General features: G+C 48.7%; 11 protein-coding genes. 5 read left to right on the top strand and 6 right to left on the bottom strand.

From position 1 onward, the window contains the following. Nucleotides 1-80: 80 nt before the first annotated feature. Nucleotides 81-1,211 carry a flavin-containing monooxygenase gene (locus BUB30_RS08135; RefSeq protein ID WP_073132625.1) on the bottom strand — a complete coding sequence of 377 codons (1,131 nt, stop codon included), beginning with the start codon at nucleotides 1,209-1,211 and terminating at the stop codon, nucleotides 81-83. Nucleotides 1,212-1,932: 721 nt separating this feature from the next. On the opposite strand from BUB30_RS08135, the gene BUB30_RS08130 reads away from it, so the two are divergent. From BUB30_RS08130 to BUB30_RS08110, 5 genes are all read left to right on the top strand, one after another. After that, the gene (locus tag BUB30_RS08130) at nucleotides 1,933-3,993 is read left to right on the top strand and encodes a histidine kinase (protein ID WP_178377051.1); all 2,061 of its coding nucleotides are present in this window, start codon (nucleotides 1,933-1,935) and stop codon (nucleotides 3,991-3,993) included. Continuing rightward, nucleotides 3,990-4,733 carry a LytR/AlgR family response regulator transcription factor gene (locus BUB30_RS08125; RefSeq protein WP_073132620.1) on the top strand — a complete coding sequence of 248 codons (744 nt, stop codon included), beginning with the start codon at nucleotides 3,990-3,992 and terminating at the stop codon, nucleotides 4,731-4,733. The genes BUB30_RS08130 and BUB30_RS08125 overlap by 4 nt, the downstream gene beginning before the upstream one ends. Nucleotides 4,734-4,968: 235 nt before the next feature. Beyond that, nucleotides 4,969-5,382 (top strand): nuclear transport factor 2 family protein, encoded by a 414-nt coding sequence (locus BUB30_RS08120; RefSeq protein WP_178377050.1) that lies wholly within the window; start codon nucleotides 4,969-4,971, stop codon nucleotides 5,380-5,382. 386 nt (nucleotides 5,383-5,768) lie between these two features. Further along, entirely contained in the window at nucleotides 5,769-8,243 is a 2,475-nt protein-coding gene (locus BUB30_RS08115; protein ID WP_073132617.1) for an ABC transporter permease, read from the top strand. Nucleotides 8,244-8,453: 210 nt separating this feature from the next. Next, nucleotides 8,454-9,557, top strand: coding sequence for a DUF2911 domain-containing protein (locus BUB30_RS08110; protein ID WP_073132615.1), 1,104 nt, complete (start codon nucleotides 8,454-8,456; stop codon nucleotides 9,555-9,557). Between the two features lie 199 nt (nucleotides 9,558-9,756). Here the strand turns inward: BUB30_RS08110 and BUB30_RS08105 are convergent, their stop codons facing one another. The 5 genes from BUB30_RS08105 to BUB30_RS08085 all read right to left on the bottom strand — a co-directional run bounded on the left by BUB30_RS08105 (nucleotide 9,757) and on the right by BUB30_RS08085 (nucleotide 16,387). Further along, the gene (locus BUB30_RS08105; protein WP_073132613.1) at nucleotides 9,757-10,725 is read right to left on the bottom strand and encodes a methylenetetrahydrofolate reductase; all 969 of its coding nucleotides are present in this window, start codon (nucleotides 10,723-10,725) and stop codon (nucleotides 9,757-9,759) included. A gap of 232 nt (nucleotides 10,726-10,957) precedes the next feature. Then, nucleotides 10,958-13,162, bottom strand: coding sequence for a hypothetical protein (locus BUB30_RS08100; RefSeq protein ID WP_143164812.1), 2,205 nt, complete (start codon nucleotides 13,160-13,162; stop codon nucleotides 10,958-10,960). A 906-nt stretch (nucleotides 13,163-14,068) separates the two neighbouring features. Continuing rightward, nucleotides 14,069-14,860, bottom strand: coding sequence for an alpha/beta fold hydrolase (locus BUB30_RS08095; protein WP_262485799.1), 792 nt, complete (start codon nucleotides 14,858-14,860; stop codon nucleotides 14,069-14,071). A gap of 138 nt (nucleotides 14,861-14,998) precedes the next feature. Next, nucleotides 14,999-15,472 (bottom strand): GNAT family N-acetyltransferase, encoded by a 474-nt coding sequence (locus BUB30_RS08090; RefSeq protein WP_073132607.1) that lies wholly within the window; start codon nucleotides 15,470-15,472, stop codon nucleotides 14,999-15,001. A gap of 57 nt (nucleotides 15,473-15,529) precedes the next feature. Beyond that, on the bottom strand, nucleotides 15,530-16,387 hold the full coding sequence (locus BUB30_RS08085; RefSeq protein WP_073132605.1) for an RNA polymerase sigma factor: 858 nt from the start codon (nucleotides 16,385-16,387) through the stop codon (nucleotides 15,530-15,532). Between the last annotated feature and the right edge of the window lie 24 nt (nucleotides 16,388-16,411).

Here is a 16,411-nt window from a genome sequence, read left to right as displayed (position 1 = left end):
GTTCTAACAGTTGACCACGCCCTTCTGTTCTCCATGCGGCTAACCATAAACGTCATCAAGCCAAAGGGCTTCGTTGTGGATCAGGACATGATTTTCCGGTCGATGTCCTGCGCTATTTTTTGTGCATCGCGCGCAATCTCCCGGATCTGGCCTGTGGGTGAAATCCAGAATCCACAAAAATACAGGCCGTCTTTGCCAAAATACTTTTGCTTGTCGAGGCTGACCTTCAGATCGTCGAACCGTGTGGGCTCGACTTGGATGATGTCCGCATAGTCCCGATAGTAGCCAATGCCGGCCACGATCGCGTCAAAGTTGTCGTGGCTGCCGTCGTCGAAGTGAACCGTCTCATGCTGGATATGATCGATGTCGCGGCGTACGGTGATGTGCCCCTTTCGAATGTGAGCAATCGTACCGATATCCAACAAGGGAACCGATCCGTGTTTTTCAATTTGCTCCAGCGGGCCATAGGGGAGCTTTCTGAGACCCAACCCCGTGATGTCTCCCACCAGCAGCCTGATCAACGGAGCGTTCATTTTATCCGCCAACTTCGGAGGGAGGAAGTTCATAAACAACGCCAGTTGCAGAATAGGAATTCCGAAGATATCGCGGGGCACCACATTTACGGCAGACCGGACTGCCATGGACGGTGTCGCTCCCTGTTCAAATAGGTCCATGGCAATCTCGCAGGCCGAATTGCCAAATCCCACCACCAGCACTTTCTGGCCTTTAAAATCCTTGCCGGTCTTGTATCCATAGCTGTGTAAAATTTTTCCAGGGAAGGTTTCCATTCCCTTAAAATGTATGGGCTTTGGTTTACCAAACGGGCCCGTTGCCACGATGACGTATTTTGATTTATAAGTATGGTTTGACGTTTCAGTGACCCAATCGTCACCGTGCTTTCTGACCGATAACGCCTCGGTGTTGAGATCGGGATGGATCTCAAATTCCTTTTGATAGTCGGTTAAATAGTCGACCACCTGTTGGCGGGAAGGATAAAGAGGAATGGATCGGTCAAAAGATTTATACGGCAGCCCGGACAATTTCTTACTGGTATGCAAATGCAGACGCTCATAATGATTCCTCCAGGCAGGAACGACCTGTTGTTGCTTCTCAATAATGCTATACTCTATTCCTCTTTTTGTAAGCGAGGCGGCACTGGCTAACCCGGAGATACTTGCACCGATAATGAGGACCTGTGTTTCTTTTACCATAGTAGACATATGAAATCTAAAAATACCGCATGAACACCAGTTCCAGGCGTTCAAACCGATTTTGGGGTAAAATAGGATTGCCTGGGGTGAAGCGAAACGGATCGGGTAGATTCAAAATGAGGGTGCCCTGAAGTTTTTCAGAAAAACCACGACGTCTTGAAGCATGCCTTGGATTGATGACTATTCATTAAATGTAATGATGATAATAGGTTAAACCCATAGAAGCTCTCTTAAAGTGGCTCATTAAAACATGTGGTCTTTAGCAGTGCAGTCAGGGCTAAAGCCCGGGGAGATGGCGTGTTTTTTTCCCTGGCGTAAAGGCCAGGGTTATTCAATTTCGCATTGTCCTGTTAGCGCACTTCTGCACAAACCTCAGCACATCGAAGTACATCCTCTTAGGATCCACAATAGCGATACCGAGGTACACCCACTTAGGATCCACGATAGTCATACCGAAGTCTATAACAAATTTGCAAACGGTCAAGCGCCCTGTATAGATGTGCTGGCGTAGAACGATCCGGCCCTCAGCCCAAGCGCTAACAATGAACCGAATAACCCTGGCCTTTAGGCCAGGGTTAAAAGTAATTCCTCGTCCCGGGCTTTAGCCCTGACCAGTTCGATTGCTCGTGCTTGCCAATCACACTGATTTATCAGTAAATTACGTTTACCGATAACATTCACGACAATCAAAGAAAGGTCTATTTTGCATATCCTGATGAATATGCTGAACACGCGTCGACGGGCAGTCTTGCTGCTGGGCTTTCTTTCCATCATTCGTTTGGGGCACGCACAGCATACGTTGCGTATCGAAGTCAATGATTTTCTTGGCGCCGAAAATGTTTTTTTATCGGGCAGCATCAACCAGTGGAATCCCAACGACAAAGACTATCAGCTTAAGCGGATCAATTATTTCAGAACCGAGATAACCCTTCACAACTTACCGGCCGGGCAATATGCTTTTAAGTTAACCAAGGGTAGCGTTGAAACCGTTGAAACTACGGCCGACGGAGACGACATTCCAAACCGGGTCATAAACCTCCGGCGCGACACGGCCGTTTTATTTGCCGTGCTGGGCTGGAAAGATAAAATGACCAGCCCTGATCGTTTCACAGACTCTGCTCGTCTGGCGCACGCATTGCAAAAAGGATTTCAATATCTGAAGACCAATGTGGATAGCAGTTTTAAATATGCGCTGGAGACCTTTACACTATCCTCGAAAGTGAGTCCCGTGATGAAGGCCTACGCCACTAACCTTCAGGGGGAGATCCTGCTGCAGCTTGGCAATACCGAGAAAGCGCTTGAGGTATTTAAAGAGGGGCTCCACATCCGGTTGGCGCTCATTAGCCCGATGGATTCGGGTTCGATCTCATACCTCTACAACCAGGTGGGCGATGTTTACTGGCACCTGAAAGACACGGCGCAGGCCGTTGACAACTACCGTCTTTCCATGCGGTGGACTCCCGTGTATGCCTACTTCCATCCCCTTCATGAAGCCATTTGCAGCAGGTTGTGTAATATGGGCAGGGCTTGCCTCGGGCGTCATCAAATAGATTCTGCAAAATGGTACGCCACCCAGTCGGCTCAGGTCGGGGACCGGGTTTCTTGTCTTACGGATTTGTTTTGGGGCGATATCGCGCAAAGCGAGTCAAAACTTCTTACGGCCATTCCCTATTTTCGATCATCGGCAAAATTGGCCTTGCAGCATGATCACAATCTCGACATCGCGTTGCAGTCTTATCAGCGCCTGGCCCAGATTTTTGCGGCGACCCATCAGCGTGATTCTGCAATGGTCTATGCAAGACGCGCCTTTGCCATCGCCAATCAACTCCATGAGAACGCGTCTATCGGCCGGAGCGGTCTCGCCCTGGCCAGCTTGTTCCGGGACCGCGGTCTGTACGATAGCGCGATTTTTTATCAACAAATGGTAATCGAATCTTTAGAGAAGCAGTTTAGCTCTGAAAAAGAGCGACAAGCCCTGAACACTTATTTTAACGAAAAGATCAGGGAGCAAGACGCTGCTGCAAAAAAAAAGGAATACTACGCCACGCTTTGGCGGTATGGCCTGTTTGGTGGTTTATCGGTTTTGGTGCTGCTGGCCATGGTTTATCGCATCCGATTAAAATCCCGGTATGACCGGAAAATGAAAGAGATCGAGATGCGGGCGCTGCGTGCACAAATGAATCCCCATTTTATTTTTAATTGCCTGGGGAGTATCAATCGCTACATTGTGAAAAGCGATACGAAAACAGCGTCTAACTATCTTACTAAATTCGCAAAACTGATCCGCCTGATCTTAGATAATTCATCCAGCGATCACATCAGCCTCGATGCCGAGATCCAGACCCTGCAACTCTACCTGGATATGGAATCGCTGCGCTTTGACGGGAGATTTGACTACGAAATACAGAAGGGCGAAAATCTTGAAGAAGACCATACTTTCCTGCCTTCGATGTTGATACAGCCCTATGTGGAGAATGCGATCTGGCATGGATTGTTACAAAAAGAGGAGAGGGGAAAATTGTGGATCCGGTTTAAGAAGGTGAGCGGCCATACGTTGCAAGCCGAGATCGAGGACAACGGCATTGGCAGAAAAAGCGCGGCGGAACGAAAGAGCAAGGATGCGGTCCGGCAGAAATCGTATGGTATGCAAATCAGCAGCGACCGGATCAAGATCATCAACAATCTCTACAAATTGAATAACTCGGTGACCGTCCATGATCTTTTTGATGAGCAGGGAGGCGCCTCCGGTACCAAGATAATTTTGAAAATACCCGTATCGTGATCAAAGTAGTTTTAATAGACGACGAGAAGAACGCGCTGGAAATGCTGGAGTGGCAATTGCAAACCTATTGCCCGCAAGTGGAAATTGTTGCGCTTGCCAACACGGCCGATAAAGGCATTGATGCCATTCAACGGCACACGCCACAGCTCATTTTCCTCGATATAGAAATGCCGAAGAAGAATGGCTTTGAAGTATTGCAGGCCTTTGCCAGCCCTTCCTTCGACGTGATCTTTACCACGGCGTATGACCAATTTGCACTGAAAGCGTTCCGATTTGCTGCGCTGGATTATTTACTGAAACCGATTGACGCCGGAGATTTGGTCAATGCCCTGAAACGATATGAACGGAAAGTTCAGGGGAATTTTAAGCAGCAACTGGATATTTTGATGCAGCAATATCAACATCCCGGTACCCAACCGGAGAAAATCAGCTTCGCGACCCAACAAGCGGTTCACTTTGTTAAGCCGGAAACGATACTCTATGGTGAGTCGGATGGCAATTATACAACGCTATTCTTTTTGGATAACACAAAATTGATGGTGTCAAAAACGCTGAAGGAAGTAGAAGAGGTATTGGTGCCCTATCAGTTTCTGAGGATCCATAATTCATTTCTGATAAACCTAAAGCATGTGAGCCGGTATATAAAGGCCGACGGCGGTTCCGTCGAAATGGTGGGGGGTGCACAACTTCCCATTTCCCGTCAGCGGAAGGATGCCGTGATGCAAATCCTGAATGTATGATCCTGCGTCATCAGCGCTCCGTCGGGAAGTAAAACAATAAAATATCATTGCCATTTGTTCATCCAGACGTGCCGTTTGCTCAACGGGCAGGTTTGGTCGGAAGGTATTGTTGAAATTAGCCTACATGAAAAAATGATCTGTCAATACCTAAACCGTAACCACTATGAGGATGTTTTCTTGCCTACTGTTTTTTTCAATGAGTTGTGCGATCCTGTCATGCCATCAGGAGAAACCCTTGAACGCTTCGGCGCTTGTTGAATTAGACAGGGTGGAGCAAGCGATGTTTGAGGCATCCTCCCAGGGCGATTCAGCGGCATTCAGGAAGCTTTGTGGCACAGACTATTTCACCATCAATGCCAACGGTGAAGGTCACACGCTGGAGGAGACGATACCCTACGTGCCCCGGTTCAAAGGTTCCACCAATACGCTAAGCGAGCAACGTCAGCGGGTGTACGGGAATTTTGTGTTGAGAAATGGTCGACTTAAGGCCTATATGGATGGCCGGCAAGTCGCGGAGGTATTGTATACTACAGGCTGGCTCTATCGCGATGATCGTTGGCAATTCGTGCATTGGCAGGGCACGATGACGGGGATGATGTTGGCCCCGCTGGCCGACAAAGTGATGCTGGAACCTCCTCCGCTGAAGTAGGTCGATGCCGGAGCATCCCGGTTTTTATGGAGTAGCCTTATCCATGTTGACACGCTCAATTTTAGTAATGCCGGAACAGCAACGAATACGCGCCAAGGTTTTTGTGATTCGCTGGTCGATTTACTATATTCAATAGCCCGTCGATCATCGACTTAATCAATCGTTTGCTTTGGAAAATGATGTGTAAGAGACGCTCCTGGCAGCGGTCGGTTTTTGTCGATGGATCCATTAATAGTAAAAAAATTAAGGTCACCGCGATCAAGCTGTGGGTGATTTGTGCTGGCGTTGTTGTGCGTGAACCCTTCAGTAAGCGGTGGCATAGCCCTGCGTGATGCTAGCTTCTGGTTACAAGTCACCTGATATAAAAACCCTCAAAACCCTCGTCCATGATCAAGAACTTTTTATTGATCACCGTCCGCGCGTTCCGGCGCAACGTGATCTTCTCCCTCATCAACGTTATTGGTTTGGCCATCGGCATCGCCACATCGTCACTCATCTTTATGTATGTTTTCGATGAGCTCACCTACGACACCATTCACCCCCGTCACAACGCCCTGTATTCTCTGGGCGGCTCCATCACCGACAAGAATGGGAACCGGGAATCTTTTGGTGCTGTGCCCGGTGGATATCCCCGCGAACTCAAGGCAAAATTTGGGAGCATCGAAAGCTATACGCGGCTGCTCATCACCGGCTTCCCGCACTCGCTCCACGATAAACAGACCGACAAGATCATCCTAAACCAGGACGGCGAACTGTATTGGGTAGAGCAATCGCTCGGCGACGTCCTCTATGTGAAAATGATCGATGGTGCCAATCCTTCCAAGGCGCTGGAACACATCAATAGCATGATCATTTCGCGGTCGGCCGCCAAGGCGTTGTTCGGCGACCAGCCGGCCGTGGATAAGCTGCTCACCATCAAACATCCCTTTACAACGTTCGGCAAAGACGTGGAGTACCAGGTTACGGGCGTGTTCGAGGATTATCCGGCCAACACGTTTTTCAGACCCAAATTTCTGTTGAATATGAACGGTCTGAAAACGACCTACGAAAGCAGCGGCGCAAATTTTGCCGATGCCATGGAGAGCAACGGCCTGGCCGGCAATTTTTTCTTTACCTTCCTCTATATGCCCAACGGCGCTCCCATGGACGCGATGAGCGAGGAATTGAAACGCCTGGCGCTCATCACCCAGGAGTCGGATTCCGCGTTTCGCGCGGAGGGAAATAAGATCGGGTCGGTGATCCGTCCCTTCGACGATATGCATTTCGATTCGCAGATCAACTGGGCGGTGTTCGAAGCACCGGGCAACCTGCAAACCGTCTACACGCTGTCGGTGATCGGCGTGCTCATCCTGGTGATTGCCTCCATCAACTACATGAACCTGGCCACCGCCCGTGCCGGCACGCGCGGCAAGGAAGTGGGCCTGCGCAAAACGCTGGGAAGCCGTCGCCGCGACATCGCCTTCCAGTTTATCCTTGAATCCGGGCTCAACACGGGACTGTCTTTGTTGCTGGCCCTGATCTTCATCGTCATCGCCCTGCCGTACTTCAACCAGATTGCCGACAAGCACTTCGAAGTGCTCAGTCTTTTCAATCTCCATTTTATACTCGGGCTGCTGGGCATCGTGCTGGTGGTGACCGTGCTCGGGGGGAGCTACCCGGCATTTTACCTTTCGGGATTTAGGCCCACCGAAGTGCTCAAGGGCAAAGGCGTGGGCAAGGGATCGGAACTGCTGCGAAGGGCATTGGTCACCTTTCAGTTTGCCGCTGCCGTTATTCTTTCGGTATCGTCCATTGTCATCCTGGGCCAGATGGATTTTATACAGCAATCGAAGTTGAATGAGAATGGGCAACACATTCTTTCCGTGCGCTTTGGGACGGTGGCCCCGAACGAAAAGTATCCGGCCCTGAAGAACGAGCTCTTGCAAGACAAGGACCTGGCCTACGTTACCATGAGCAACCACTTGCCGCGCCACGATTATTTCGGTGGCATGGACAATACGTTTCGTTTCACAGAAATAGACGACAAAGAATACCAGTGGGCCAGGATGAGCACCGACTTCGATTTCTGCAAAGCCTTCAACCTGCAGATCGTGGCAGGCCGCGATTTTGATAACAGTATCCCGTCCGATTCAAACACGGTGTTGCTCAACGAAAAGGCCGTTAAAGTGCTCAACAAAACCAACGAAAACATTTTGGGCATGCAGGTAGACAACGTGTTTATGAAAACCCGCAGCACAGTGATTGGCGTCGTGAAGGATTTTCCATTTCAGTCGGCCTACCATGCTATCAATCCCCTGGTGATCTCGCCACGCTTGCGCGAGCAGGACCGCATTTTATACGTACGCCTGCCGGAGAAGGGTATGGCCGGCAAAGTGCGCGCCATCGAGGAAACCTGGAAAAAAGTGATGCCCGGCGTTGGCTTCGACTACTGGTTCATCGACGACGAGTTCCGGAAATTGTATAAAAAAGAAAACCAGGTATCGGGTCTTGCAAAATGGTTTTCGCTGCTGTCGCTCTGCATCACGATCCTGGGATTATACGGCTTCTCCTCGTTCATGGCCGAACAGAAGACGCGCGAGATCGGTATCCGCAAGTCGTTGGGAGCATCGTCGCGGCAGATCGTCGTGTTGCTGATCACCACCTTTTTGAAGATGTTCGCGGTCGCCATGCTGATCGCTTTGCCGGTGACCTGGTACTTCAACCAACAATGGCTCAACACCTTTACGTTCCGCATCGGCCTTACGGCGACGCCATTCATTGCTGGAGCCGGCCTGGTATTTTTGTTGATGATCTTTACGGTAGGCTACGAGTTGCTCAAGGCGTCGAAGGCGAACCCGATAAAGGCATTGAAACATGAGTGAGTGTTTGGAAGCGGATGTTGGAATTTTCTGATGTGTGCTGTTCAACGTGGTTTACTCGCGAACACTTTCGTCCTGAAACGGACACCCACGCGTATTTTGCTTTTTGAAATCTTCCATTTCACGAGAATTGGTAGTATGCTTTGTTGGCAGGTTATTTGAGTGCCGTTATCTTCATGCAAACCACCAAATCAACCTCTTAAGCATAACCCTATGATCAAAACTACATCCCTTACCGCGTGCCTGTTATTGGCTGTGGTGACTGCCTTTGCACAGATTACATTTCCGTCGGGCGGACCGAACAGGAAAGCCTCTGTGTCACAATACATCGGAAACACAGAAGTGCGGATCGACTATAATCGGCCGATCGTCAATGGTCGTGAAGGAAAGATCTGGGGTGGCCTCGTGCACTACGGTTTTGCCGATCTGCATTATGGTACCAGCAAAGCGGCCCCGTGGCGTGCCGGAGCCAATGAGAACACCACCTTTACTTTTAGTACGGATGTCTCGATTGAAGGTCAGCCACTGAAAGCTGGTAAGTATGGATTTTTCATTGCGATGGGACCGGAAAAGGCAACGATCATTTTTTCAAATGTCAGTACGGCCTGGGGAAGTTTTTATTATGATAGCAAAGACGATGCCCTCCGCGTGGAAGTGCCGGTGGCCAAGCTCAACGAAAGTGTAGAGCGACTCCAATACGTCTTCAGCGACGAGACCGACGACGCAGCCATTGTCTCTTTGCAGTGGGAGAAAGTGAAGGTCCCCTTTAAAATTTCTGTGGACCTCGAAAAGGAGCAGATCGCTGCGTTCAGAAGAGAATTCAATTCCGGTATTTTTTATCGCTACTGGCAAAACATGCAGATGGCTGCTAACTATTGCCTGATGCACAACATCAATATCGATGAAGCGATTGGCTGGGCCGAGCGATCCATCAATACCTATTTTGGTGAAAAGAACTTTGTCACGCTTTCCACTTATGCCGGTCTGCTGGAGAAAAAGGGTATGAAGCAAAAAGCTGATTCCGTCATGAAGAAGGCCTATCCCTTGGCGACCACACTGCAACTCTATTCGTACGGCAGAACCCTTGAAAATCAGAAGCGCACTGCGGAAGCGATCGCTATCTATAAAATGAATTACGAAAAGACTCCAGACGATCTTTATGCCTGCATGGGCATAACGCGCGGTTATGCGTTGCAAGGCAATACTAAAGAAGCATTGAAATATGCCAACAAGACATTGCCGCTCGCGAAGGATACGTATTATAAAGGTTATTCCGAGGAAATAGTGGCGAAGCTTCAGGCGGGGAAACCGCTTTGAGAAATCAAAGTCCCTGAGACGGGAGACTTTGATTTGGACAGTGACAGGCCTTAAGGATACGAAAGTAGCCGCAACACCTTCTCCCATGGCTCGTCACGCCATAGCAAAGTCTCCCGCCTCGGGGACTTTGCTATTTCGAATATGCCTTAGTCGCTAATAATCCCGACTTTGAATATGCCTAGACGCTAATAATCCCCACTCACGACAAATCTGACTTCACCCGCAGCGTACTCTCGTTTCGCAGTCCATTCACCTTCAGCAACCGGTTCACAGTTTCCAGCAGTTCAAGCGATGCGTCGACTTCTTCCTTACGAACCGCGACACTTTCGATGTTAAATCCAAACGGGATCGATCGCTCCTGGCAATAGTGGATAAGGTCTTTTGCAATTTCGGTGGCGATCTCTACGGAACGTCCCGCCGGGTTGCTGCATACTTTCAATTCTTGTTTGATATCCTCGGGAACGTGTATGCCTAACCACTCCATAAAATCAAGCGTCTTCAGCGAGCCGCAAATCGTTAGTGTAAAAATGATGGTGGGCAGCTCCTGTTTCCGGGCCTGGCATGTGTTCACCAGGGCATCGAGCGTCTGCTTGGCGTATTGGACGTTAAAGATGCATTGGGAAATGAAATAAGAGACACCACAGTTTACTTTGTCCATCATCCTTACGTCTTCGTCCTTGAGAATCGCATGACGTTCGGGAATGGTGACGGCGCCAATCACGGAGTGCGCTTCATGATTGTGTCGCCAGATCTCGTAAGCTTCCGCGAGCGTGGTCTTGGGTACAAAGTCTGGCGAAGGCAAGCCGACAAATACGGGATAGAAACCATTACTTTTCAGTCGATCCAGCCAATCGGCCAACTCCTCTTTGCTGAACATACTCGCCGGCCGGTAGATGATTTTGGGAATGGTGAGCGCATGTAGATACTGGCTTGTGTAGGTAAAGGGGTCTAGTGCGCTGGAGAACGGGAACGGTCGTTCTTCATTTGTGCGTGTCGACTCGTCCTGTACGTCATAAACGATGAGCGCATCAATATCGAGGCCGCTGAGGGTATGCAAACTTTTCTCGGCGATCGACGGTAATTTTTCAACGGGTGTTTGCGCTTTGGGGGGTGTTATTCCGTAGAGTAAAATTCCTGATTTTCGCTTTTTGATCTTGTCTAAGAACATGGGAGGTTAGGGTAAAAATCAAAAATAAGAAATAGTTGAATTCAATCTCAATGATGATGCTCAAGTTGAGCCTAATGGTTGTTAGGTTTTGATTGATTCCGGCTCGGTCGTTAAGAAGGAATCCCAACAAAAAGAAAATGCTTGCGGGAAATTCCACAAGCATTTCGTGATGGATCATTGGAGGCGACTATGCTATGATCGACATAGACTTTGCCGGCCGTCCATAGACCGGCTATTTCTCTTTCTTTACCAGGCGTCTCACCACGGTAAATTCCGCGCATTTTATTTCGATCATCAGGACTTTAGCATCGGCGTCTGCGAGCGAAAAGCTGAGTTGGTTCGAGCCACCATCCAGGTAGTCGTCGAACACGACTTTGCGTTCGTTGGTGTAGAGGTCAGACAGGGCAACTTGTACTTTTTGACCTTCCTTCAGAGTGACGTGCACGCTGTAGTTGCCGGTTGTCGGGTTAGGATAAACCGACACTTGTTCGGCGGCGTTGTTAAGGGCTTCCGTAGCTTCTCTCAGCAGCGTTGCCGAGTCCAGCGTGTACTGGCTGTATAACTGTGCAATGGAATCATACTGAGCCTGAATTTCTGTCGCCAATCCATTCAATACCTTCTCCTTAACTTCAGCCGGGCTTTGTTTTTCTTCATTGCGCACAACCTCCCGCAGTGTTCCGCCGGATAGGCTGGTATTGCAGGCGGTGTTTTGAGTAATGTAAATCCTTGCTTTTGCACCTGATTCAACCTTGAATCCGGGCTTGAGCGAGATAGTTTTGTTGGCAGAAATTTCAACCGGCGTCACGGCAGTGTTAGCGTTGTTTGCGATGATGCCCGATGTTTCGAGGGTTTCGTAGCTCCAATATTTTCCGGGTGATGTTATATTGACGCTGCTAACGGTATTTAAAGCGTTCTTGTAGGATGTGTCGCCACCCCCACGGGTTAGCATGTAAAGGTTATACATAAGGAGATAATCCAGGCCGTTGAATTTTCCCCCCGTTTCGGCGTTGTTGTCGATGTCCACCAGTCCATCAGCGCTCAACGGCCGTTCCCATCGGCTGTCGCCCCGCCAGCCATTAACGCCCAGTGCGTTAATGTTGTTGGAGGGCTTGTGCTGGGGACCTTCGCAGGGAGCGCCCTGGATGATGGTTGTAAAATAAGCGTTCGACAACTCGGTTCCATCGCCGTTCAAATATTCATGCAACAACGGATAGATTTGCTGGTTAAGGTCGTTGCCATAGAGCGTAAGGAATTTACTCGTTACATTCATGGTAATCGATGGTGGCGCGGGATCCCAAGGGTGTAACACAATGGTCGGCAAGCTCATTTGCAGTCCGGGTATAGAAATGTGATAGTGATACTCAATGGCAACGGTAACCCCCAAAACATCCACATCATGTTCTTCCGGTGCAATAGCGTACTCCCACGAATGCCCGATGGCGGCATACGTCATTTGCAATGCTGTGGTATAGTCTTTTTGACTATTCCAATACGTTTGGTCCATAATCTCGGGCCCAACCAAGGGGTCACAAAGCGTTTCCCACCGGTCCCTGGAAAAGGCATCCAGGTTTTGCGTGTAGTCTTGGCCTGTAATCCATTGGGCTGCTTTTGCAATGCCATAGGCGTTTAACTCCGTGATGAAATTGCCATCCTTGTACGTTAACCCGTTTGGTAATTTCCCCATCCAGAAATTTACATTAAGCCGATTGGCAATCAGGTCGGTATAGTTGACTGCATGTTGTCCAAAATTGTAGCCCTGGTAAGTAACATTTCCAACGCACTTGTTAACCAGCGCAAACCCCATAAAAAGATCGGAGATCTGATCTTGCGTCGGGTATATGTTGCTATTGATGTCATTTACTTCCGTAAACGCCTCATAAAACTTATGGTAGTCCGAATGCATTCTAAAATTGCCGTCGCCAGAAAACCGGGTAACCAGGTCGGGACGATTCTGAAGTATCAATTGCTCACTTACGTCGTCCCTCACAAACAGTCCATTGAGGTTCGTTGGGGCACAATCTGCCGAGGTGTGTGGGTAGAACATATGTTCAGCCTTTGTGTCCAGCCGCTCATAGGCCTTCATCGCATAGTATAGTTCCCGTTTTGTGGCCTCGGTCGACTGATTGTTGTCGGTCAAAAGCTTGTACTCTGTTGCTAACACTCCGATATACCATCCCAAATACGATGTGGCATCACCCCAGTCCATATCGATGTTCTGGCCGTTTACCTGGTTGGTTGTCCATGTCTTTCCCGCCGGCAGACTATAGCCGCTGGCGACGTCGCAGTTCAATGGACTTTCTTCTCCACGGATTAGAAATTCATCCACCAGGCGGTAGCGGTAATACCAATACCGGTTCTGATCGTCCCAGGAGGTTTGCCCAAAACAATGGGCGGCAAAAAGCAAGGCAAAAGTTGCGAGTAGTAATCGTGTTTTCATATAAACGGGTTTGATAAAAAATTCGAACGGAGAGCGTAGGATGAAACCTGGTATCTAACAGTGTGGGGGAGCACTGGCTGGTAAGCACGTAACAAAATGTAGCACCAATCATGATAACGATTCGACAACCAACGGTCAAATATAGAAATTCAAAGACGAATAGCGATACCGTGGTAATTTTTTTCTTTTCAACCCCTTTGCGACGACTTGCCGCTGGAAATGGGTGACTATATTATTTTTTGCGAATGATGGGCATGGACACATCAAAGAATGGTATATGCGGATGGCGGGATATGAAGTTTTGGAAATATTGCCTTAACATGAGATCTGTCATCTGGGATAACCTTTCAAAAATAGAATCGACCGTTGATTTAGGGTGAAGTCAGGCCTCAGGGAGGCCGTGTCTCAAAAATGTGACATTATTCAATAAAAAAAGTAGTACATCAGGATTGCTGTACCTGTAGGGATTGATTCTTATATTCGATTTAGATTTTTTATGGGGCTGTCTTTTGAAGGCAGGTGGAACCCTTTTAGGATTTTAGCATTTCCTTGTCCCAAAAAAGAACTTTTTAAACCTTGTCTACCACCCTCCGCCGGCGGTAATGCGTGTTTTTGAATCCCCTAGGGCGTTTCACGGGTTGACTTTTCTTTTGGTACAAGCCTTGAATCTACGCACCTAACCTATTAACACCCTCTATGAGTACGGTAAGGTTTGCACGGCCGCTCCATACGCGCGTGCGAAAGTTTGCAAGACGCCGATTTCCCCTTCACAAGATTGGCTTTTATTTCGCACTGCTGGTGTTATTCTACTTGCTTGCCACGGGCGACGCTGATGCGCAAAGGGTACCGAGCTACACGCACAAAAGCAAGATCACTCTAAACGGTTTCGCAGATCTGCGGCCCGGATTACTTCCGTAAAAAATCCATCAGCCCCTTCTGTACTTGCGCCGTTTGTTCCTGAACCATCCAGTGGCCCGAACCTGCTATTCTTACTTCCTCGACATTTTCGGCGACGAGTCGTGCGTGATCGGCCAGGAATGGGGCGCAGGAAAATTCCCCGCCCATGGCCAGCACGGGCATTTTTAATTTTTTCTTCGTGAGTTCCTGGTTGTCCTTAACGTCCTGGCGAAAAGATCCAAACCAGTGGAAGCTTCCGGTGGTCGATCCGTGGGTTGCATAGGCTCTGACAAACTCGTCCTTTTCGGCCTGCGTGAAGGGCTCTTTGTTAACACCGTATTGGTCGGGCCAAAAGTCGTACAGGAATTCTTTCTCTTTTCCCGCAACAAGATCACCAGCGATCGGCCGGGAGAAAAATCCAAAGTGCCAGATCGTTGTCGACATCCTGCTCCACACCGGCTCAACGCCCGGGATGAAGGCGTCAAGCAAAGCCAGCTTCTCTACTTCGTCACTATACTGTGCTGCATACGCGTATGAAACCATAAGACCGATATCGTGTCCAACAAGCTTAATGCGTTTGAGTCCAAGGGAAACTACGAGTTGATGAATATCGCTGGCCATTGTTTTCTTATCATAACCACCGGCCGGTTTGTCAGACTCACCGAGTCCTCTGAGCTCCGGGGCAATGACGGTGAAGTGCTTGGAAAACTCCGGTAACAATCTGTTCCACATAAACCAATTTTGCCCGAACCCATGGACCAATACAAGCGGGGGACCCTCTCCACCGATGACATAATGCATGGTAATGCCGTTGACCGACGCGGTTTGGTGCCTAAAGTTTTCCGGCGGAGAAGCGGGCCCGGCAGGTGATGATGTTGATGCGTTATGCATGGTATGGTGTTTTATGGGATGAGTGTTGAGTCAAAATTGAGTCTCGGATTAGTTATCGATGCGTTTCTCAAACACAACCCTGTGTTTATTTGCCCCTGAATAATCTCTCACAACATTTACGCCTTCTTCGTTTGGCTGTCCGAGCAAGGTCATCCCAACCCGATTTTTATGGAAAGCTATTGATTTTGCATTGGTTGCCGTGGTAATGGCCTTGATTTTGGTCATCCCTTTTGATTTGGCGATGTCTATAAAATTCTGATAGAGTAATAAACCTAATCCATGTCTTTGGTATTTTTCTCGCACGCCCAGCAAATGGACATACGCCAAACTATCGGTTTGCGAATAGAATCCAAATAAATAAGCAATCACTTGTCCTTGCTCCTTTATGACAAAAGCGGTATCCCCAAACTCATAGATCAAATAGGGATGATGTGAATGAAGGGTTCTATCGCTGCCCCAAAAATCAACGATATCTTTGACGATCTCGTCATATTCACGCATGGTACATTTTTCAATTTTCATCCTTCAAATCAGTTGCTGATGACCTTAGCCAATTTTTATTTTAAACGAAAAAACAGATCACTCCGCTTTGCCCGGTCTTTCTTCAAAAAAATCACTTTTCTCACCAATAGCCGTTCTAAGACACTTCATCATCTCCGCGTGGATATCGGTGCCCACAGCATGCAGGGGATCGATAGCCTTCACCAATACTTCACGCAGTTCAAACAATTGCTCCCGGTTATATTTCTTTGAAGCCTTCACCAATTCCAACTTCATCAGTTCTTCTTGCTGATTTTGTTTGGGATTGAAAATCTCATTTAAGTGACTGCATTGGTGACAGACGCCATTCTTGTTGATCAACGCACACCGGTGCTCGAAAACATCGGTCAGCGTATTCCGGGCATCGTTCAGCAGGTGCTTGATCACGCCTTCCGTCTTTTCAAGGATAAGACAAATTTCAGTTACCTGGAAATCATAGATGTTCTTTAAGATCAGCGCTACCTGGTTTTCGATGGGCAACGTCTTTGAAATACAGGTGAAGCAATAGTCGATGTGCTCTTTCATTTCGTAGGCCCCGGCCGGCGACGCGCCGTGAACCATCCAAAACACCTGCCGGATCTCCTCCGAACTGATCGCCAGGTCTGCAGCCCGGTCCTGGGCGTCCGTCTGCCATCTTTTTCGTTTTCTTAAATGATCGTAGGCAAGGTTGGTGGCGATCCTGAATACCCAGGTTTTTAGCGAGGCATCCTGGTGGAAGGTCGATATATTGGCGAAGGCCTTGATAAAGGTATCGTGCGTCACATCATCTACATCATCCCGATCGGTAAGCAAGCGGTACAGGTAGGACTTCAGTTGGTTTTGAAAACCGGCAAACAGCTTTTGGAATGCCTGGATGTCGCCGGACATCGCTGATTGGAGTGTGTTTTCTTGTTCCATTCAATTCATTAAAATGAGGTTGCA

It is taken from the genome of Chryseolinea serpens, from assembly GCF_900129725.1.
GTDB classification, from domain to species: Bacteria; Bacteroidota; Bacteroidia; order Cytophagales; family Cyclobacteriaceae; genus Chryseolinea; species Chryseolinea serpens.
This window is presented reverse-complemented; position numbering and strand designations above follow the sequence as displayed.